Consider the following 19,811-nt stretch of genomic DNA (forward strand, 5'->3'; position numbering starts at 1 on the left):
CGGGTGATCAGATCAGGCGGTTGTCGGGCAGGCGCTTCGCGATTTCCGCGACGAGCGCATGCGCGAGTTCGTCCTTCGGGGCGCGCGGCAGGCGCGTGAGGCCGGCCGCTTCGAACAGCACGACTTCGTTGTCGTCGCGGCCGAACGTCAGCGGGCCGAGATTGCCGACGAGCAGCGGCACGTTCTTGCGTTTGCGCTTTGCGTCGCCGTGCACGTCGAGGTCGCCGCTTTCGGCCGCGAAACCGACGCAGAACGGTGGATCGGGCAGCGCCGCGACCGACGCGAGGATGTCGGGGTTCTCGACGAACGCGAGCGCCGGCATCTTGCGGTCGGCCGTCTTCTTCATCTTGTGCTCGGCCGGCTGATCGACGCGCCAGTCGGCCACCGCGGCCACCGCGATGAAGATGTCGGCATCGGCGACCGCATGCATCACCGCGTCGTACATCTGCTGCGCGGTCTGCACGTCCTGGCGGTACACGCCCCACGGCGTGTCGAGCGCGACCGGCCCCGCGACGAGATGCACGTCGGCGCCGGCCTGCTGCGCGGCGCGTGCGAGCGCGAAGCCCATCTTGCCGCTCGAGCGGTTCGTCAGGCCACGCACGGGATCGAGCGGTTCGAACGTCGGCCCGGCCGTGATCAGCACGCGCCGGTGCGCGAGCACCTTCGGCGCGAAGTGCGCGACGATGGCTTCATAGATCGCCTCGGGCTCGAGCATGCGGCCGTCGCCGACTTCCCCGCATGCCTGCGCACCCGAATCCGGGCCGAGCACCGACACGCCGTCCGCGCGCAGTTGCGCGGCGTTGCGCTGCGTGGCCGGGTTCTGCCACATCTGGCGGTTCATCGCGGGCACGACGAGCAGCGGACAGTCGCGTGCGACGCACAGCGTCGACAGGAGGTCATCGGCAAACCCGTGCGCGAGCTTCGCGAGGAAGTCCGTCGATGCTGGCGCGATCACGATCGCGTCGGCCTCGCGCGACAGGTCGATGTGCGCCATGTTGTTGTCGACGCGCGCATCCCACTGGCTCGTGTAGACGGGCCGGCCCGACAGCGCCTGCATCGTGACGGGCGTGATGAACTGGGTGGCCGCTTCGGTCATCGCGACCTGCACGGTCGCGCCGGCCTTCACGAGCAGCCGCGTGAGCTCGGCGATCTTGTAGCAGGCGATGCCGCCCGTCAGGCCGAGAACGAGGTGTTTTCCTGCGAGTTCTGCGTGTGCCAACTCAGGCCTCCAAGGGTCAAACGGAACGGCCGGCGCGAAGCCGGCCGTCGACGCCGAGTATGCGCGTTTAGCGCGAGCCGCGCACGCGACGCAGCTCGTCGTAGATCAGCAGCACCGCGCCGACCGTGATCGCGGAATCGGCGAGGTTGAACGCCGGGAAGTGCCAGGCGCCGAGGTGGAAATCGAGGAAGTCGATCACGTGGCCGTAGACGAGCCGGTCGATCACGTTGCCGAGCGCGCCGCCGAGGATCAGCGCGAGCGACAGGCTGAACAGCCGCTGCTGGCCGTGGCGCTTCAGCAGGAAGCAGATCACGAGCGTCGCGCCGATGCCGAGCGCGGTGAACGCCCAGCGCTGCCAGCCGCCGGCGGTCGACAGGAAGCCGAACGCGGCGCCGCGGTTGTACACCAGCACGAGGTTGAAGAACGACGTCAGCGCGTGCTGCGCGCCGTACGCGAACGTTTTCAGGATCGCGATCTTCGACAGCTGGTCGAACAGGATCACGATCAGCGAAATGCCGAGCCAGGGCGCAAGCGCGCCGCTGGCCGGTTTCGACAGGGTTTTCGCCATATTCAAGCAGCGCTCCGGATTTCGCCGTTTTCGAACAGGTTGGAGAAGCAGCGGCCGCACAGCGTCGGATGATCGGCGTGCGCGCCGACATCTTCGCGGTAGTGCCAGCAGCGTTCGCACTTCTGGTACTTCGAGGCGGCCACGTCGACGCTTTCCTGCGCTTCGTCGTCGACCTTGACGACCGTCGCGGCCGACGTGATCAGCACGAACTTCAGGTCGTCGCCGAGGCTCGTGAGCGCGTCGTAACGCGCGCCGCTCGCGTGCACGGCGACTTCGGCCTGCAGCGACGAGCCGATGCGGTTCGCGGTGCGCGCTTCCTCGAGTGCCTTCGTCACGTTGCCGCGCACCTCGCGCAGCAGCGCCCACTTCTCGATCAGCGCGGCCGAGCCGGCGACGTCCGGATACGCATAGTAGGTTTCCGTGAAGATCGTGTCGCTGGCCGGCTGGAACACCTTCCACGCTTCTTCCGCCGTGAACGACAGGAACGGCGCGAGCACGCGCAGCAGGCCGTGCGTCAGGTGGTACAGCGCCGTTTGTGCCGAGCGGCGCGCGCGCGAGTCGGCCGCGCTCGTGTACAGGCGGTCCTTCAGCACGTCGAGGTAGAAGCCGCCGAGATCTTCCGAGCAGTACGTCTGCAGCTTGGCGACGACCGGGTGGAATTCGTACTTCTCGTAGTGGCCGAGCAGCTCCGTCTGCAACTGCTGCGAGAACGCGACCGCATAGCGGTCGATCTCGAGCCATTCGTCGACCGGCACCGCGTGCTGCGCGAAGTCGAAGTCCGACAGGTTCGCGAGCAGGAAGCGCAGCGTGTTGCGGATGCGGCGATAACCTTCGGTCACGCGCTTCAGGATTTCCTCGGAGATCGCGAGTTCGCCCGAGTAGTCGGTCGACGCGATCCACAGACGGATGATTTCCGCGCCGAGGCGGTTCGCGACTTCATGCGGGTCGATCCCGTTGCCGAGCGACTTGCTCATCTTGCGGCCTTCGCCGTCGACCGTGAAACCGTGCGTGAGCAGGCCCTTGTACGGCGCGCGGCCGTCGATCATCGACGCGGTCAGCAGCGACGAGTGGAACCAGCCGCGATGCTGGTCCGAGCCTTCGAGGTACAGGTCGGCCGGGAATTGCAGCTGATCCTTGTGCGAGCCGCGCAGCACGTGCCAGTGCGTCGTGCCCGAGTCGAACCACACGTCGAGCGTGTCGCGGTTCTTTTCGTACAGGTTCGCGTCGTCGCCGATCAGCTCGCGCGGGTCGAGCGACTGCCACGCCTCGATGCCCGACTGCTCGACGCGCTTCGCGACTTCCTCGAGCAGCTCCAGCGTGCGCGGATGCAGCTCGCCGGTTTCCTTGTGCACGAAGAACGCCATCGGCACGCCCCACTGGCGCTGGCGCGACAGCGTCCAGTCGGGACGGTTCGCGATCATGCTGAACAGGCGCTGCTTGCCCCACGACGGGTAGAACGCGGTTGCGTCGACGCCTTCGAGCGCCGTTTCACGCAGCGTCTTGCCGCCGTCGCGCGGGGTGACGTCCATGCCGGCGAACCACTGCGACGTGGCGCGGTAGATGATCGGCGTCTTGTGGCGCCAGCAGTGCATGTAGCTGTGCGTGTACTTCTCGCTGCGCAGCAGCGAGCCGGCCGCGTTCAGCGCGTCGACGATCTTCGGGTTCGCGTCCCAGATCGACAGGCCGCCGAACAGCGGCAGCGATTCGATGTAGCGGCCGTCGCCCATCACCGGGTTGATGAAGTCCGAATCGGTCATCCCGTGCGCCTTGCACGACATGAAGTCCTCGATGCCGTACGCGGGCGACGAGTGCACGACGCCGGTACCCGTGTCGGTCGTCACGTAGTCGCCGAGGTAGACGGGGGCCGTACGCTTGTAGCCGGGGTGGGCCGATGCGAGCGGGTGGTGGAAGCGCAGGTTGGCGAGCTTCACGCCCGGCGCGGTCGCGACGACGCGGCCCGTCAGCTTGAAGTCGGCCATGCAGGCTTCGACGCGCTCCTGCGCGATGATCAGCAGCCCGCGCTCGGTGTCGACCAGCGCGTAGACGATTTCCGGGTGGAGGTTCAGCGCCTGGTTGGCGGGGATCGTCCACGGCGTGGTGGTCCAGATCACGATGCCGCCCTCGGCGCGCGGCAGTGCCGGCAGGCCGAACGCCTGCGCGGTCTTTTCCGGTTCCGCGAACGCGAACATCACGTCGATCGTCGGATCGGTGCGGTCCTTGTACTCGACTTCCGCCTCGGCGAGCGCCGAGCCGCAGTCGAAGCACCAGTTCACCGGCTTCAGCCCGCGGTACACGTAGCCTTTCTCGATGATCTTGCCGAGCGCGCGGATCTCTTCCGCCTCGTTCACGAAGTTCATCGTCTTGTACGGGTTCGCCCAGTCGCCGAGCACGCCGAGGCGCTTGAAGCCGACCTTCTGCTTCTCGATCTGCTCGGTCGCGTACGCACGCGCCTTGCTCATCACTTCGGCTGCCGGCAGCGACTTGCCGAACTGCTTCTCGATCTGGATTTCGATCGGCATGCCGTGGCAATCCCAGCCCGGCACGTACGGCGCGTCGAAGCCGGCCATGTTGCGCGACTTGACGACGATGTCCTTCAGGATCTTGTTGACCGCGTGGCCGAGGTGGATGTCGCCGTTCGCATACGGCGGGCCGTCGTGCAGGATGAACTTCGGGCGGCCCTTGCTGGCCGCGCGGATCTTCTCGTAGAGGCCGCGCTCCTCCCATTCCTTGACCCACTGCGGCTCGCGCTTGGGCAGGTCGCCGCGCATCGGGAACGGCGTGTCGAGCAGGTTGACCGGATACTTGGCCTGCGGTTTCGAATCGGCTTTCTTGTTGCTCATGATGGGATCGCTATCTAAATCGGGAGACGCTCGGGCGTCGTGAATCGGGGATGCGCGCGAGTGGGCGGCGCGAGGGTGCGGCGCCGGGGGCCGCCGTCCGGATCAGCTAATTCGGTCGGTTGCCGACGTCGAGAAGCCCGTGGCGCGGCTGCCCGGCGCCCGGTCGCGTTCGATGAAGTACGCGCGCGCGTTCGCGACGTCCAGGGCGATCGCGCGCGACAGCGCCTCGAGGTCGTCGAATTTCGCCTCGTCGCGCAGCTTCTTCAGGAATTCGACGCGGATGAGCTTGCCGTACGCGTCGCCATGCCAGTCGAGCAGGTGCACTTCGAGCAGCACGCGGCCGGAATCGTCGACGGTCGGGCGCAGGCCCAGGCTCGCGACGCCCGGCAGCGGGTCGGGGCCGAGGCCGTGCACCTGCACGACGAAGATGCCCGCGAGCGCCGGCCGCTTGTGCGCGATCGGCAGGTTCAGCGTCGGGAAACCGAGGTCGCGGCCGAGCTTCAGCCCGTGCGCGACGTGGCCGCTGATCGCGTAGCCGTGGCCGAGCGCCTGCGCGGCCGCGTCGAGATCGCCGGCCGCGAGCGCGGCGCGCACGCCCGAGCTGGAAATGCGCGTGCCGTCGCTGCCGGCCACCGTGCCCATCTGCTCGACCTCGAAGCCGTACTGCTCGCCGGCCGCCTTCAGCGTGTCGAAGGTGCCCGCGCGTTTCGCGCCGTAGCAGAAATCGTCGCCGACCATCATCCAGCGCGTGTGCAGCCCGTTCACCAGCGTGCGTTCGACGAACGCCTGCGGCGACTGGCTCGCGAAGGTATGGTTGAAGTGCTCGACGACGACGCGGTCGACACCGTGATCGCGCAGCGCCTCGAGCTTGTCGCGCAGCATCGCGATGCGCGGCGGCGCGCCGGCCGGATTGAAGAATTCGCGCGGGTGCGGCTCGAACGTCATCACGCACACGGGCAGGCCGCGCGCGTCCGCTGCCGCGCGCACGCGCGCGAGCAGGGCCTGGTGGCCGCGATGGACACCGTCGAAGTTGCCGATCGTCAGCGCGCACGGGGCACGGCTCTCGGCGTTGGGCAGGCCGCGGAAGACTTTCACGATAGCGGATGCAGCGGTCGGGGAATGGGCGGTGGGATGCCGCAAAGCAGAAGATTATAAACGTTCGGACGGGCCGGCGGCCGAGAAGGCGGGAAACGCGGGGGCGAATGGTAAAATTCGCGGATGAAAAAACTCGTGATCCTGATTTCCGGTCGCGGCAGCAACATGGAGGCCATCGTCCGCGCGTGCGCGCAGGAACGCTGGCCGGCCGAGATTGCCGCCGTGATCGCCAACCGGCCCGATGCGGCCGGCCTGGCTTTTGCCGCGTCGCACGGGGTGGCGACGGCGGTGGTCGACCACCGGTCGTTCGACGGCCGCGACAGCTTCGACGCGGCGCTCGCCGCCGAGATCGACCGTTTCGCCCCCGATCTCGTCGTTCTCGCCGGCTTCATGCGCATCCTCACGCCCGCATTCGTCAGACGATACGAAGGCCGGCTGCTGAACATCCATCCGTCGCTGCTGCCGAGCTTCAAGGGTATCCATACGCATCAGCAGGCGCTCGACGCGGGCGTCGCGCTGCATGGCGCGAGCGTGCATTTCGTCATTCCCGAGCTCGACAGCGGCGCGATCGTCGCGCAGGGCGCGGTGCCCGTGCGCGCCGGCGACGACGCGGCCGCGCTCGCGCGGCGCGTGCTGAGCGTCGAGCATGTGCTGTATCCGCGCGCGGTGCGCTGGTTCGTCGAGGGGCGTCTGCGCCTCGAGAACGGCCGTGCAGTGGTCGCGCCGGAAGAGGCGCGCTGGATTTTCGCGGATCAACCGCATACCGAAACGAGCGAGGGCGTATGAAGCTGCACGGATTCCTGATTGGCCAGACCGAGACTTTGCTGGCCGAGGTGCTGAAATTCGCCGGCCCCGCCGATGCGACGACGAGCCGGTTCTTCCGCGCGCACCCGAAGCTCGGGCACGCCGAGCGCGGCGTGATCGCCGAGGCCGTGTTCGCGGTGCTGCGCCGGAAAATGGAGTTTTCGCACCTCGCCGAAAGCGGCACGGGTACGCCGGCGCGGCGCCTGACGCTGCTCGGCCTGATGCAGACGGTCGGCCGCAATGCGCTGAAGCCGTTCCTGTCCGACACCGAGTCCGCCTGGCTCGAGCACGTGTCGAAGATCGATCCGGCGAGCCTGCCGGTGCGCATTCGCTCGAACCTGCCCGACTGGATCCATCAGGCGCTGTCGGCCCGTTTCGATGGCGAGGAGCTCGCGCAGCTTGCCGCCGCGCTGAACTACCCGGCGCCGCTCGACCTGCGTGCCAACGCGCAGAAGGCGACGCGCGACCAGGTGATCGAAGCGCTGCGCGTGAGCGGCATCGAGGCGGGCGCGACGCCGTTCGCGCCGTTCGGCGTGCGGGTGGTCGGCAAGCCGGCGCTGACGCGCCTGAAGCTGTTCGAGGAAGGCGCGATCGAGGTGCAGGACGAAGGCAGCCAGCTGCTGTGCTCGCTGGTCGCGCCGCGCCGCGGCGAAATGGTCGTCGACTTCTGCGCCGGTGCTGGCGGCAAGACGCTCGCGCTGGGCGCGATGATGCGCTCGACCGGGCGGCTCTATGCGTTCGACGTGTCGGAGAAGCGCCTCGCGAAGCTGAAGCCGCGCCTCGCGCGCAGCGGGCTGTCGAACGTGAACCCGGTGCTGATCGACAGCGAGCACGACGCGAAGATCAAGCGGCTCGCCGGCAAGATCGACCGCGTGCTGGTCGACGCGCCGTGCAGCGGCCTCGGCACGCTGCGCCGCAATCCGGACCTGAAGTGGCGCCAGTCGCGCACGGCGATCGACGAGCTGACACCGAAGCAGGCGTCGATCCTCGCGAGCGCCGCGCGTCTCGTGAAGAAGGGCGGGCGGCTCGTCTATGCGACCTGCAGCGTGCTCGACGCCGAGAACGAGCGCATCGTCGAACAGTTCCTGGCCGATCATCCCGAGTTCGTGCTGGTGCCGGCGCAGAAGGTGCTGGCCGACCAGCGCATCGAGCTGGAGACGGGCGACTACCTGTCGCTGTGGCCGCATCGTCACGCGACCGACGGCTTCTTCGCCGCGGTGCTCGAACGGCGCGCCGCGCAGTAACGACTGCCCGGACGGACGATGGAAAATCTGCAGAGCCGCCTGCTGTCGCACCGGCTGGAATCGGTCATTCGTGACTTCCACCAGCCGGTGATGATCTGGCAGGCGGCGATTCTCGTCGGCGCGTTGTGCTTCGCGTGGGTGACCGCGCGCTTCGTGCACGGCCGCATCGATGCGCGCCGCCGGGCGGCCGGACGTGCGCCCGGCGCGGGCGCGCAAAGCCTGAAGCGCGCGTTGTTCCCGTTGTTCGGCAGCGTCTTCGTCGGCGCCGCGCAACTCGCGTTCGACCCGTTCATGTCGACGTCGCTGCTGCAGCTCGCGCTCGTGCCGCTGTTCGGCATCGGGTTGATCTACGTGCTGTTCTTCTTCGCGCGGCGCGTGTTCGCGCGCGACGGCCACACGCATGCGTGGCTGTCGATCGTCGAGAAGGTGGTGTCGACCGTCGTGTGGGCCGCGATGGTGCTGACCGTGCTCGGGATCCAGCGCGACGTGCTCGGCTGGCTCGACAGCGTGCAGTTCCGCGTCGCCAATGCGCATCTCACGCTGCTGTCGGTGATCTCGGGCGCGCTGTGGGTGTGCGTGACGCTGATGGTCGCGATGTGGCTCGGCTCGGTGCTCGAGGATCGCCTCACGCGCGCGAGCACGCTCGACGCGAACCTGAAGGTCGTGCTGTCGCGGGTCGGCCGCGCGCTGCTCGTGTTCGCGGCGATCCTGATCGGGCTGTCGCTGGTCGGCATCGACGTGACCGTGCTCGGCGTGTTCGGCGGCGCGGTGGGCGTCGGTCTCGGCTTCGGGCTGCAGAAGATCGCGAGCAACTACGTGTCGGGCTTCATCATCCTGCTCGACCGCTCGCTGCGGCTCGTCGACGCGATCAGCGTCGGCGGGCTGCAGGGCGTCGTCACGCAGATCCGCACGCGCTACACGGTCGTGCGCGGCCTCGACGGTAACGAGACACTGATCCCGAACGAGAAGCTGATCACCGACGTCGTGCAGAACCAGTCGTCTTACCTGACGCGCGGTTATGCGAAGGTCGCGGTGCAGGTCGCGTACACGAGCGACGTCGAGCACGCGCTCGCGCTGCTCGCCGACGCGGCGAAGGACGTGCCGCGCGTGCTGGCGGAGCCCGCGCCGACGCCGTATCTGGTGAGTTTCGGTGCGGACGGGATCGACCTGGAGCTTGGTTTCTGGATCGAGGATTCCGCGAAAGGCACGTCGGGCGTGCGTTCGAGCGTGAACCGCAACATCTGGCGGTTGTTCAGCGAGCACGGGATCTCGATTCCGTTTCCGCAGCGCGAGGTGCGCGTGGTCGGATTGCCGGACGGTTTTCCCGCCGCCGGTACGACGGCCGGGCCCGATCCGGCGGCCGCGAACGGCGCGGCGAACGGGCGCGCACCGGCTGCATAGCGCGCGCCGGCCGTCAAATGCTTTGACCCCGCGGCCGGAACCGGATCGCACGCCCGTCCAAGTCCGCCCGTGGACTGCTCCGGTTGCGCCAGGGCAAGAAAATATTCATTTTTTACAAAGACTTGGAACGGTTGAAGTAGAATCCAAGTCTATACGCGGTATGCTTTCATTTTTCTGACGCCTGCGCGAGCCGGCGTCGCTCTCATCACGGGTAACTGCCTTGTTGAATTCCCTGCTCGATTTTCTTTCCCACGGGCTCCTGCGTTTTTCGTGGTGGCAGGTCGCGCTGTTCGCGCTCGCCGTCACGCACGTCACGATCATCGGCGTGACGGTCTATCTGCACCGCTGCCAGGCGCATCGTGCGCTGGAACTGCATCCGATCGCGAGCCACTTCTTCCGGCTGTGGCTGTGGATGACGACCGGCATGCTGACGGGCCAGTGGGCCGCGATTCACCGCAAGCACCATGCGAAGTGCGAGACCGAGGAAGATCCGCACAGCCCGCAGACGCGCGGGATCTGGAAGGTGTTCCTCGAGGGCGCGGAACTGTATCGCGCGGAAGCGAAGAACGAAGAGACGATGCGCAAGTTCAGCCACGGCACGCCGAACGACTGGGTCGAGCGCAATGTCTATTCGAAGTACCCGATTCTCGGCATCAGCCTGATGATGGTGATCGACGTCGCGCTGTTCGGCGTGATCGGCCTGACCGTGTGGGCCGTGCAGATGGTCTGGATCCCGTTCTGGGCGGCTGGCGTCGTCAACGGCTTCGGTCACTTCTGGGGCTATCGCAACTTCAACTCGGCCGACGCGAGCACGAACCTGTTCCCGTGGGGCATCGTGATCGGCGGTGAAGAGCTGCACAACAACCACCACACGTTCGCGACGTCGGCGAAGCTGTCGAACAAGTGGTACGAGTTCGACATCGGCTGGATGTACATCCGCATCATGTCGGCGTTTGGTCTCGCGAAGGTGAAGAAGGTTGCGCCGACGCCGCGCCTGAACAAGCCGAAGACGGTGCTCGACCAGGAAACGCTGCAGGCCGTGCTGTCGAACCGCTACGAAGTGATGGCGCGCTACGGCAAGGCCGTGAAGCGTGCGTACCGCCAGGAGCTCGCGCACCTGAAGGAACTCGGCTCAAGCGAGAAGTACCAGCTGATGCGCGGTGCGCGCAAGTGGTTCCACAAGGACGCCGACGGCCTCGACGAGCCGCAGAAGAAGCTGCTGCCGGAAATCTTCGCGAACAGCCAGAAGCTGCATACGTACTTCCAGCTGCGCCAGGACCTGGCCGCGATCTGGGATCGTTCGACCGCGTCGCGCGAACAGCTCCTCGCGCAATTGCAGGATTGGTGCCATCGCGCGGAACAAAGCGGCATCAAGGCGCTGCAGGAATTCGCGACGCGCCTGCGTCGCTACGCCTGATTCGAAATCGATTAGAATCTCAGGACGTCACAAACCCCGCGTTGGCGGGGTTTTTTCATTTGGGCCGCCGGTTTTGATGGGCGTTCGGCAGGGCGGATTGGTATGAAGCTTGGGGCGGTGGCGAGCGGGTGCCCCGGGCGAGCAGGGGGAGCGGAGCAGGCGCCGAGCACCCCACTCCGGCCGACCGCGAAGCATGGGATCCGAGTGAGCACCAAAGCGCTCACTCGGATCGACAGGAGATATGGAGATGCAATCGACGATCAAACCCGTCGAGTACGACCGGCCCGTCGCGGCAGGGACCGTGTGCGGCGTGGGGCAGGCATGGGCCAAGGTGCCCGACGCGCCGTCCGCCGAGGAGCGCGCTGCATTGAAGGCGCGCATCAAGACGCTGCTCGCCCGTGAAAAGGCCGTGCTGGTCGCCCACTACTACGTGGATGCCGAGCTGCAGGAGCTGGCCGACGAAACGGGCGGCTGCGTTGCCGATTCGCTCGAAATGGCCCGCTTCGGCCGCGATCACGACGCGCAGACGCTGGTCGTCGCCGGCGTGCGCTTCATGGGCGAAACCGCGAAGATCCTGAGCCCGAACAAACGGATCCTGATGCCCGATCTCGACGCGACCTGTTCGCTCGACCTCGGCTGTCCGGTCGACGAATTCTCGGCGTTCTGCGATGCGCATCCGGACCGCACCGTCGTCGTCTACGCGAACACCAGCGCGGCCGTGAAGGCGCGCGCGGACTGGATGGTCACGTCGTCGATCGGCCTCGAAATCGTGGCCGACCTGCACGCGCGCGGCGAGAAGATCATCTGGGCACCGGACCGCCATCTCGGCAGCTATATCCAGAAGAAAACCGGCGCGGACATGCTGCTGTGGCAAGGCTCGTGCCTCGTCCACGACGAGTTCAAGGGTATCGAGCTCGACCTGCTGCGCGCCGAATATCCGGACGCGAAGGTGCTCGTCCATCCCGAGTCGCCGGAAAACGTCGTCGCGCAGGCGGATGTCGTCGGCTCGACCACGCAACTGATCGATGCGGCGGTCAAGTTCGACGCGACGCACTTCATCGTCGCGACCGATCTCGGCATCCTGCACAAGATGCAGCTCGCCGCGCCCGGCAAGACCTTCATCGCCGCGCCGACGGCCGGCAACAGCGCGACCTGCAAGAGCTGCGCGCACTGCCCGTGGATGGCGATGAACGGCCTCGCGAACCTTGCGGACGTGCTCGAACGCGGCCACAACGAGATCTTCGTCGATCCCGCGATCGGCGAGCGTGCGCGTTTGCCGATCGACCGGATGCTCGAGTTCGCGGCCGCGCACAAGAAGCGCGTGCAGGCGAGCGGTGACCTGCAGCGCGACCAGGGGCTGTTTGCGAACGTGGGGGCCGCATGAGCGACGCCGTATCCCCGCTGTTCGACAGCGTTCGTGAGCAATACGGCGCGGCATTCGACGACGCGATCGCGCGCAACGTGGCCGACGCGATCGCGGAAGACGTCGGCACCGGCGACCAGACCGGGCGGCTCGTGCCGGCCGGCGGGCGCCGCCGGGCGCGGATCATCGTGCGTGAGGAAGCCGTGCTGTGCGGCGTGCCGTGGTTCGAGGCGGTGATCGCCCGGATCGATCCGTCGATCACCGTGCAATGGCGCTATCGCGAAGGCGACCGCATGACGCCCGATTCGACCGTCTGCGAACTCGACGGGCCGGCGCGCGCGCTGCTGACGGCCGAGCGCAACGGGCTGAATTTCCTGCAGCTGCTGTCGGGCGTCGCGACCGCGACGCGCCGCTACGTCGATCGCATCGAAGGCACGCGCGCGAAGATCCTCGATACGCGCAAGACGCTGCCGGGCCTGCGGCTTGCGCAGAAGTATGCGGTGCGCGTCGGCGGCGGCGAGAACCAGCGCCTCGCGCTGTACGACGGCATCCTGATCAAGGAGAACCACATCGCGGCGGCAGGCGGGGTCGGCGAGGCGCTCGATGCGGCATTTGCGCTGGAGTCGGGCGTACCCGTGCAGATCGAGGTCGAGACGCTCGCGCAACTTGACACGGCGCTCGCGCATCGTGCGCAGTCGGTGCTGCTCGACAACTTCACGCTCGACATGATGCGGGAAGCCGTGCGTGTCGCGGCCGGCAAGGCCGTGCTCGAGGTATCGGGCGGCGTCAATTTCGAGACGGTGCGTGCGTTCGCGGAAACGGGCGTCGATCGCATCTCGATCGGCGCGCTGACGAAGGACGTGCGCGCGACCGACTATTCGATGCGGATCGTCGACTGACCGAACGTCGTCGGGTCAGACAAAAAAGCCGCCGGCGCGCAAACGCCAGCGGCTTTTTTCCTGGGCGCTCCCGGCCGTAACCGGGAAGGGCATACGCTCAGCGGCGCGCGCGCGGCGTGAGCACGCTCGGCAATGCCTTCGGCAGCGTATGCGGCCAGTCGCGGCTGTAGTGCAGCCCGCGGCTTTCGCGGCGCGATTGCGCACTCTTCACGATCAGCGTCGCCACATCGACGAGGTTGCGCAGTTCCAGCAGGTCGCGCGTCACGCGGAAGTTCGCGTAGTACTCGTGGATTTCGTCGCGCAGCAGCGACAGCCGGTGCTTGGCGCGTTCGAGGCGCTTGTCGGTGCGCACGATGCCGACGTAGTTCCACATCAGGCGGCGCAGTTCGTCCCAGTTGTGCGCAACGACGACTTCCTCGTCGGCATCCGACACGCGGCTTTCGTCCCATGCGGGCAGCGTCGCCGGCGTGTCGGCGTCGAAGCCGGCCGCCTCGATTGCTTCGGCGGCCGCACGGCCGATCACCAGACATTCGAGCAGCGAGTTGCTCGCGAGCCGGTTCGCGCCGTGCAACCCTGTGCACGACGTCTCGCCGACCGCATACAGGCCCCCGAGATCGGTGCGTCCGGCGAGATCGGTGACGACGCCGCCGCACGTGTAGTGCGCGGCCGGCACGACGGGAATCGGCTGTTTCGCGATGTCGATGCCGAATTCGAGGCAGCGCGCGTGGATCGTCGGGAAGTGTTCGCGCAGGAACGCTTCCGGCTGATGGCTGATGTCGAGATACACGCAGTCGATCCCGCGCTTCTTGATCTCGAAGTCGATCGCGCGTGCGACGATGTCGCGCGGCGCGAGCTCGGCGCGCGGGTCGTGCGCGGGCATGAAGCGCGTGCCGTCGGGCAGTTTCAGCAGGCCGCCTTCGCCGCGCACGGCTTCCGAAATCAGGAACGACTTCGCATACGGATGGAACAGGCAGGTCGGGTGAAACTGGATGAATTCCATGTTCGACACGCGGCAGCCCGCGCGCCACGCCATCGCGATGCCGTCGCCGGTCGCGGTGTCGGGGTTCGTCGTGTACAGGTAGACCTTGCCGGCACCGCCCGTGGCGAGCACGGTGTGCGGCGCCTCGATCGTGATCGTGCGGTCGTTGTCGACGTCGAGCGCATACAGGCCGTGACAGCGGCGGCCGGGCAGGCCGAGCCGGTCCGACGTGATCAGGTCGATCGCGTGGTGGTTCTCGAAGAACGTGATGTTCGGATGCTGGCGCGCGCGCTCGGATAGCGTCGCGAGCACCGCATGGCCGGTCGCGTCGGCCGCGTGGATGATCCGGCGGTGGCTGTGGCCGCCTTCGCGCGTCAGGTGAAAACCGAGTTCGGCCGCGTCGTCCTTCGTGAACGGCACGCCTTGCGAGATCAGCCATTCGATCGCTTCGCGGCCGTGCTCGACGATGTAGCGCGTCGCGCCTTCGTCGCACAGCCCGCCACCGGCGACCAGCGTGTCGTCGACGTGGTTCTCGATACTGTCCGCCGAGTCGAGGACCGCCGCGATACCGCCTTGCGCGTTATCGCTTGCCCCCTCCATCATCGAACGTTTCGCGATCAGCGCGACACGTCGCGTGCTGGCCAGGTTGAGTGCGACCGACAGCCCTGCCAGGCCGCTGCCGACGATCGCCACGTCGAATTTCATGCTGCATCTCCATCGTTTACGCTTTTGATCTTGTGCGTTCCGGCAGCCATGGCCGCGGAAAGGGAAGAGCATACCGCGTCGGGCCGGAGCGTGCGCGCAAAACAAAAAGCCCCGCAGGAGCGGGGCTTTTCGGTCGCCGTCAGGCTGGTAGAAACCGGAGATTACTTGATCTTGGTTTCTTTGTATTCCACATGCTTGCGGACGACGGGATCGAACTTCTTGATCGCCATCTTTTCCGGCATGTTGCGCTTGTTCTTCGTGGTCGTGTAGAAGTGACCCGTACCAGCGGTGGACTCGAGCTTGATCTTGTCGCGTGCGCCTTTTGCCATGATTGTGCTCCTTGGGCTTAGGCTTCGCCGCGTGCGCGCAGGTCAGCGAGCACGGAATCGATGCCGTTCTTGTCGATCAGGCGCAGGCCGGCGTTCGAAACGCGCAGGCGCACCCAGCGGTTTTCGCTCTCTACCCAGAACCGGCGGTTTTGCAGGTTCGGCAGGAAGCGGCGCTTCGTCTTGTTGTTGGCGTGGGAAACGTTGTTGCCGCTCATCGGCGCTTTCCCAGTTACTTGGCATACGCGTGCCATGAGAGCACTCCTAATACGCTAAATTCGGGGTTCGATCGCCGGTGAAGGTTCCATCGCACCGCCACGTGATCCATGGCTGCACTCAGAACGCCGTAGCCCTTACAGACAAGGCCCTTCGATGGCTAGAACTGGTTGGAAAAAAGACAGACGACGATTCTAGCAGAAAAAGTTCAGAAAAATCAAACCTAATTTCGCTTCGTCGTTGCGGCGCCCGGGGCGGGCTGCCGCGGCACAGTCTACAGCCAACCGGCGCGTGCGAACGAAAAAGTGTCGCCGGTGCCGACGACGATGTGGTCGAGCAGCCGCACGTCGACGAGTTCGAGCGCATCTTTCAGCACGCGGGTGAGGCGACGGTCTTCCGCGCTGGGCTGTACGGCGCCCGACGGATGGTTGTGCGCGACGATCAGCGACGCGGCGTTGTGCACCATCGCGCGTCGCACGATCTCGCGCGGATAGACGGCCATCCGCGTGAGCGAGCCGCGCGTGATTTCCTCCATGTCGATCAGGCCGTTGCGCGCGTCGAGGTACACCGCGACGAACACCTCGTGAGGACACGTGCCGATCCTCAGCCGCAGGCAATCCTCGACGGCGCGGGGCGAATCGATCGGCGTGCGCACCTGCGCCTTCTCGTTCAGCACGCGCCGGGCGATCTCGATGATCGCGGCCAGCCGCGCGGCACGCGCGGGGCCGATGCCGGGGTGCGCCTCGAAATCGTCGGTGCTCGCTTCGAGCAGCCCGCGCAACGTCCTGAACCGATCGACCAGTGCGCGGGCGGTGATGAAGACATCGTGCCCGGGCTTGCCCGTGCCGAGCAGCAGCGCGATCAGTTCGTCGTCGGTCAGCGCGGCCGGCCCGCGCTCCAGCAAGCGCTCGCGCGGTCGCTCGGGCCGCCAGTCGGCCGGGCGGCGCTTGCGCCGGCGAATCGGGATGACGCGGCCGGGCGGATCGGCCGGTGCATCGGCATTGTCCCGGCATTCGGCCGGCGGCAGGGCGAGGCAGGGTGACAGCATGCTTGGAACTCCATTGGCGGCAGGGTGGTGTGCGCGACGTCGTCGCACTTTCCGCCTTGCTCGCTCAGGTGACTTACAATATTGACTTTGCGCCGGGCCATTCGGCCGTATCGGGCGCCGACTGAACGAGTAATTCATGAGCCTCATCGATCTATCCGAAGTGAAGCCCGGTTCCCACGTCACGTTGCATTACCGGCTGGCACTGGCCGACGGCGCCGACATCGTCAACACCTTCTCCGACAAGCCGGCCACGCTGCTGCTGGGCGCGGGGCAACTGGCGCCCTCGCTCGAACAGATTCTGCTCGGGCTCCGGGTGGGCGACCACTCGACTTTTCAGCTAGCCCCGGAACAGGGGTTCGGTCCCCGCAATCCCGACATGCTCCAGCGCGTGACGCTGTCGACGTTGCGCGAGAACGGGATGGTCGGCGACGATTTCACGCCGGGCGAACTGATCGAGTTCAACGCACCGGACGGCGGCCGGTACGCAGGGGTGCTGAAGGAGGTCGGCGAGACCTCGGCGCTGTTCGACTTCAATCATCCGCTCGCGGGCCAGGCGCTCACGTTCGAAGTGAAAATCATCGGAATCCTGTAATCATGAGCAACACCGATACGCTGTCCGGGCAAACCGTTGCCGCCGATGCCGAAATCCTGCTGGCCCAGCCGCGCGGGTTCTGCGCGGGTGTCGACCGCGCGATCGAGATCGTCGAGCGTGCGATCGCGATGCACGGTGCGCCGATCTACGTCCGTCACGAAATCGTCCACAACAAGTACGTGGTCGAGGATCTGAAGAAGAAAGGCGCGATCTTCGTCGAGGAACTCGAGGAAGTGCCGGCCGGCAACACCGTGATCTTCAGTGCGCACGGCGTGTCGAAGGCCGTGCGCGACGAGGCCGACGTTCGCGGGCTGCGCATTTACGACGCAACCTGCCCGCTCGTCACGAAGGTGCACGTCGAAGTGGCGAAGATGCGCCAGGATGGCGTCGACATCGTCATGATCGGGCACAAGGGCCACCCGGAAGTCGAAGGCACGATGGGGCAGGTCGAGCGCGGCATGCATCTCGTCGAGAGCGTCGAGGACGTGCAGAAGCTCGAACTCGCCGATCCCGAGCGCATCGCGCTCGTCACGCAGACGACGCTGTCCGTCGACGACGCCGCGGAGATCATCGGCGCGCTGAAGGCGAAGTATCCGAAGATCCGCGAGCCGAAGAAGCAGGACATCTGCTATGCGACGCAGAACCGCCAGGACGCGGTGAAGTTCATGGCGCCGCAGTGCGACGTCGTGATCGTCGTCGGGAGCCCCAACAGCTCGAATTCGAGCCGCCTGCGCGAAGTGGCCGAGAAGCGCGGCGTGGCCGCGTACATGGTCGATGCACCCGACCAGATCGATCCGGCATGGGTCGCCGGCAAGCGCCGTATCGGCGTGACGGCCGGCGCGTCGGCGCCGGAAGTGCTCGCCCAGGCCGTGATCGCGCGGCTGCGCGAGCTCGGCGTGCGCAATGTCCGCGCGCTCGACGGCATCGAGGAAAACGTGTCGTTTCCGCTGCCGCGCGGGTTGAACCTGCCGCCTGCCGCCTGATTGCCGCATTGCACCCGCGGAACACCGAAGCGCGCCTCCCGGCGCGCTTTTTTTTGGTGCCTCGAAATCATAATCGCAACCAATATTCGCAAGCATGGTGCAACCCGGTTGCTCCCGATGTTTCCAGCCGTCTCTCAAAATTGGTTGCAATGCAGGAAAACCCCATCGAATCAGGATTATTGGCGTCCTATAAATGGAGTTACAATGCGCCCGTTTTCAAGCCGGAATGGCTTTGAAATCGGGTTTTGGCAAGGCGCGGGAGACCATTCGATGCATGTGAAGTTGGCTTACGCCGAGTCCGCCGCCGCACCGGTTGCAATGCTTGCCGGATGCAGCAAAAAGAGCGGCGACAGGGCGGGCAGGAAGGCTGCGGCGTTCGCGGCGCCGCCGGCCAGCGGCGCGTGCGTCGCCGGACCCGGTCGTGCGGCGCCATCGCCGTGCCGTATCGCGCAATTGGGTAACTACAAGGAATACGGGGCACGTTTGACGATTGACGAAATCAACGCGCTTGGCGTGACGAACGCTCCGGCAGCGGGCATGCCGGTCGTGTCGCGGCAAGCCGCCGGTCGCGGCGCGACGGTGATCGGTCGCGCCGCTCGACGGATGCCGGCCGCTCGCGCCGCCGCGGGCAGCGCGCAGATGTCACCGGCCCCCCTTCATTTCAATTCGATGAAACAGCGTGCCGCCACGACCGATCCGGTCATGGCGCGCGGTCTGGTTCGTACGATGGATTCCGACGCAGTCCTGACGAATGTCGGGTGCGGCGGCCGCCATGTCCTGACGGGCGGCGCGGCGCGGAATCCGATCCGTCCGGGGGCGGCGCTTGCGTCGCGCCGGACGGGCCAAGGCACGGATGCCGGGAAACCGGACGAAGGCCGTCTCGGCATGCTGCCCCACGACTTCAAGGAGGCCACGAACACCGTCCTCGACGTCGTGACGATTTAGCGACGGGACTCATGACGGCACCGGAACAGTGCGGTGCCGTTTTTGTATCCGCCCCGGCGGCAGGTCCGGCCGTACAGGCCGGGCGGCGCGCGCCGGGACGATCCACCCTTACCGGTATCGACTAGTACCCGCAGTGTCGCCGAGAAGGCGCGATTCCTCGCTTACCCGCGGGGCGCAACGTCCTCCGGCAGCACGGGCCAAGGAGCTTTAAATGGATATTTTCGTCCAGCAGGTTCTCAACGGGCTGGTGCTCGGCAGTGTCTACGCCATCATCGCGTTGGGCTACACGATGGTGTACGGCATTCTCGGCATCATCAACTTCGCGCACGGCGACGTGCTGATGATCGGCGCGATGGTCGCGCTGTCGGCCATCACCGTGCTGCAGAACCATTTTCCCGGACTCGGCAACGTCGCGACGCTGACGATCGGCCTGGGCATCGCCGCGGTCGTCTGCGCGTTCGTCGGCTTCACGATCGAGCGCGTCGCTTACCGGCCGCTGCGCCGCGCGCCGCGCCTCGCGCCGCTGATCACCGCGATCGGCGTGTCGATCCTGCTGCAGACGGCGGCGATGATCATCTGGTCGCGCAACCCGCTGCCGTTCCCGCAATTGCTGCCGACCGATCCGATCAATGTGATCAAGGCCACCGACACGACGCCGGGCGCGGTGATCTCCGTGACTGAAATCGTGATCATCGCGGTCGCGTTCATCGTGATGGGCGGCCTGCTGCTGCTCGTGCACAAGACCAAGCTCGGCCGCGCGATGCGCGCGATCGCCGAAAGCCCGAATACGGCCAGCCTGATGGGCGTGAACCCGAACTTCGTGATCTCCGCGACGTTCATGATCGGCTCCGCGCTCGCCGCGCTGGCCGGCGTGATGATCGCCTCCGAATACGGCAACGTGCACTTCTACATGGGCTTCATCCCCGGCATGAAGGCGTTCACCGCCGCGGTGCTCGGCGGGATCGGCAACCTCGGCGGCGCGATGGTCGGCGGCGTGCTGCTCGGCCTGATCGAGCAGCTCGGGGCCGGCTACATCGGCAACCTCACGGGCGGCGTATTCGGCAGCAACTACCAGGACGTGTTCGCCTTCGTCGTGCTGATCATCGTGCTGGTGTTCCGTCCGTCGGGCCTGCTGGGCGAACGGGTCGCGGATCGCGCGTAACGGAA

Annotated in this window: 18 protein-coding genes; 10 read left to right on the forward strand and 8 right to left on the reverse strand. The window is 66.6% G+C overall.

Annotated elements, in window-relative coordinates:
* Positions 1–7: 7 nt before the first annotated feature.
* The 4 genes from coaBC to AC0KUR_RS28940 form a co-directional block, all read right to left on the reverse strand.
* Positions 8–1,219 (reverse strand): bifunctional phosphopantothenoylcysteine decarboxylase/phosphopantothenate--cysteine ligase CoaBC, encoded by a 1,212-nt coding sequence (gene coaBC / locus AC0KUR_RS28925; protein ID WP_473376731.1) that lies wholly within the window; start codon positions 1,217–1,219, stop codon positions 8–10.
* Between the two features lie 67 nt (positions 1,220–1,286).
* The gene (gene lspA / locus AC0KUR_RS28930; RefSeq protein WP_034186318.1) at positions 1,287–1,787 is read right to left on the reverse strand and encodes a signal peptidase II; all 501 of its coding nucleotides are present in this window, start codon (positions 1,785–1,787) and stop codon (positions 1,287–1,289) included.
* Between the two features lie 2 nt (positions 1,788–1,789).
* The gene (ileS, locus tag AC0KUR_RS28935) at positions 1,790–4,627 is read right to left on the reverse strand and encodes an isoleucine--tRNA ligase (RefSeq protein WP_124609502.1); all 2,838 of its coding nucleotides are present in this window, start codon (positions 4,625–4,627) and stop codon (positions 1,790–1,792) included.
* 102 nt (positions 4,628–4,729) lie between these two features.
* Positions 4,730–5,722 carry a bifunctional riboflavin kinase/FAD synthetase gene (locus AC0KUR_RS28940; RefSeq protein WP_034186316.1) on the reverse strand — a complete coding sequence of 331 codons (993 nt, stop codon included), beginning with the start codon at positions 5,720–5,722 and terminating at the stop codon, positions 4,730–4,732.
* Between the two features lie 123 nt (positions 5,723–5,845).
* Here AC0KUR_RS28940 and purN point away from each other — a divergent pair, with 123 nt between their 5' ends.
* The 6 genes from purN to nadC all read left to right on the forward strand — a co-directional run bounded on the left by purN (position 5,846) and on the right by nadC (position 12,850).
* Positions 5,846–6,508 (forward strand): phosphoribosylglycinamide formyltransferase, encoded by a 663-nt coding sequence (gene purN, locus AC0KUR_RS28945; protein ID WP_034186315.1) that lies wholly within the window; start codon positions 5,846–5,848, stop codon positions 6,506–6,508.
* Complete coding sequence (locus AC0KUR_RS28950) at positions 6,505–7,770, forward strand: RsmB/NOP family class I SAM-dependent RNA methyltransferase (RefSeq protein ID WP_034186314.1); 1,266 nt, start codon at positions 6,505–6,507, stop codon at positions 7,768–7,770. The genes purN and AC0KUR_RS28950 overlap by 4 nt, the downstream gene beginning before the upstream one ends.
* 18 nt (positions 7,771–7,788) lie before the next feature.
* Positions 7,789–9,171: a mechanosensitive ion channel family protein gene (locus AC0KUR_RS28955; protein ID WP_473376732.1), complete on the forward strand. Its 1,383-nt coding sequence runs from the start codon at positions 7,789–7,791 to the stop codon at positions 9,169–9,171.
* A gap of 220 nt (positions 9,172–9,391) precedes the next feature.
* Entirely contained in the window at positions 9,392–10,588 is a 1,197-nt protein-coding gene (locus tag AC0KUR_RS28960) for a DesA family fatty acid desaturase (RefSeq protein WP_034186312.1), read from the forward strand.
* 247 nt (positions 10,589–10,835) lie between these two features.
* Positions 10,836–11,972 carry a quinolinate synthase NadA gene (nadA, locus tag AC0KUR_RS28965; RefSeq protein WP_034186339.1) on the forward strand — a complete coding sequence of 379 codons (1,137 nt, stop codon included), beginning with the start codon at positions 10,836–10,838 and terminating at the stop codon, positions 11,970–11,972.
* A complete protein-coding gene (gene nadC, locus AC0KUR_RS28970) occupies positions 11,969–12,850 on the forward strand; it encodes a carboxylating nicotinate-nucleotide diphosphorylase (protein WP_034186311.1) in 882 nt (293 codons plus the stop codon). The genes nadA and nadC overlap by 4 nt, the downstream gene beginning before the upstream one ends.
* 97 nt (positions 12,851–12,947) lie before the next feature.
* Here the strand turns inward: nadC and nadB are convergent, their stop codons facing one another.
* The 4 genes from nadB to radC form a co-directional block, all read right to left on the reverse strand.
* Positions 12,948–14,534 carry an L-aspartate oxidase gene (gene nadB / locus AC0KUR_RS28975; protein WP_124670933.1) on the reverse strand — a complete coding sequence of 529 codons (1,587 nt, stop codon included), beginning with the start codon at positions 14,532–14,534 and terminating at the stop codon, positions 12,948–12,950.
* Between the two features lie 161 nt (positions 14,535–14,695).
* Positions 14,696–14,863 carry a 50S ribosomal protein L33 gene (gene rpmG, locus AC0KUR_RS28980; RefSeq protein ID WP_006478046.1) on the reverse strand — a complete coding sequence of 56 codons (168 nt, stop codon included), beginning with the start codon at positions 14,861–14,863 and terminating at the stop codon, positions 14,696–14,698.
* Between the two features lie 17 nt (positions 14,864–14,880).
* On the reverse strand, positions 14,881–15,114 hold the full coding sequence (rpmB, locus tag AC0KUR_RS28985) for a 50S ribosomal protein L28 (RefSeq protein WP_004186391.1): 234 nt from the start codon (positions 15,112–15,114) through the stop codon (positions 14,881–14,883).
* A 236-nt stretch (positions 15,115–15,350) separates the two neighbouring features.
* Entirely contained in the window at positions 15,351–16,124 is a 774-nt protein-coding gene (gene radC, locus AC0KUR_RS28990) for a RadC family protein (RefSeq protein ID WP_034186309.1), read from the reverse strand.
* A gap of 136 nt (positions 16,125–16,260) precedes the next feature.
* Here radC and AC0KUR_RS28995 point away from each other — a divergent pair, with 136 nt between their 5' ends.
* From AC0KUR_RS28995 to AC0KUR_RS29010, 4 genes are all read left to right on the forward strand, one after another.
* Positions 16,261–16,716 carry an FKBP-type peptidyl-prolyl cis-trans isomerase gene (locus tag AC0KUR_RS28995; protein ID WP_034186308.1) on the forward strand — a complete coding sequence of 152 codons (456 nt, stop codon included), beginning with the start codon at positions 16,261–16,263 and terminating at the stop codon, positions 16,714–16,716.
* 2 nt (positions 16,717–16,718) lie between these two features.
* Entirely contained in the window at positions 16,719–17,699 is a 981-nt protein-coding gene (gene ispH / locus AC0KUR_RS29000; protein WP_034186307.1) for a 4-hydroxy-3-methylbut-2-enyl diphosphate reductase, read from the forward strand.
* Positions 17,700–17,903: 204 nt separating this feature from the next.
* Complete coding sequence (locus AC0KUR_RS29005) at positions 17,904–18,644, forward strand: amino acid-binding protein (protein ID WP_473376733.1); 741 nt, start codon at positions 17,904–17,906, stop codon at positions 18,642–18,644.
* A 211-nt stretch (positions 18,645–18,855) separates the two neighbouring features.
* Positions 18,856–19,806, forward strand: coding sequence for a branched-chain amino acid ABC transporter permease (locus tag AC0KUR_RS29010; RefSeq protein ID WP_006478051.1), 951 nt, complete (start codon positions 18,856–18,858; stop codon positions 19,804–19,806).
* The last annotated feature ends 5 nt before the right edge of the window (positions 19,807–19,811 follow it).

It is taken from the genome of Burkholderia sp. YHN3-13 (genome assembly GCF_055810675.1).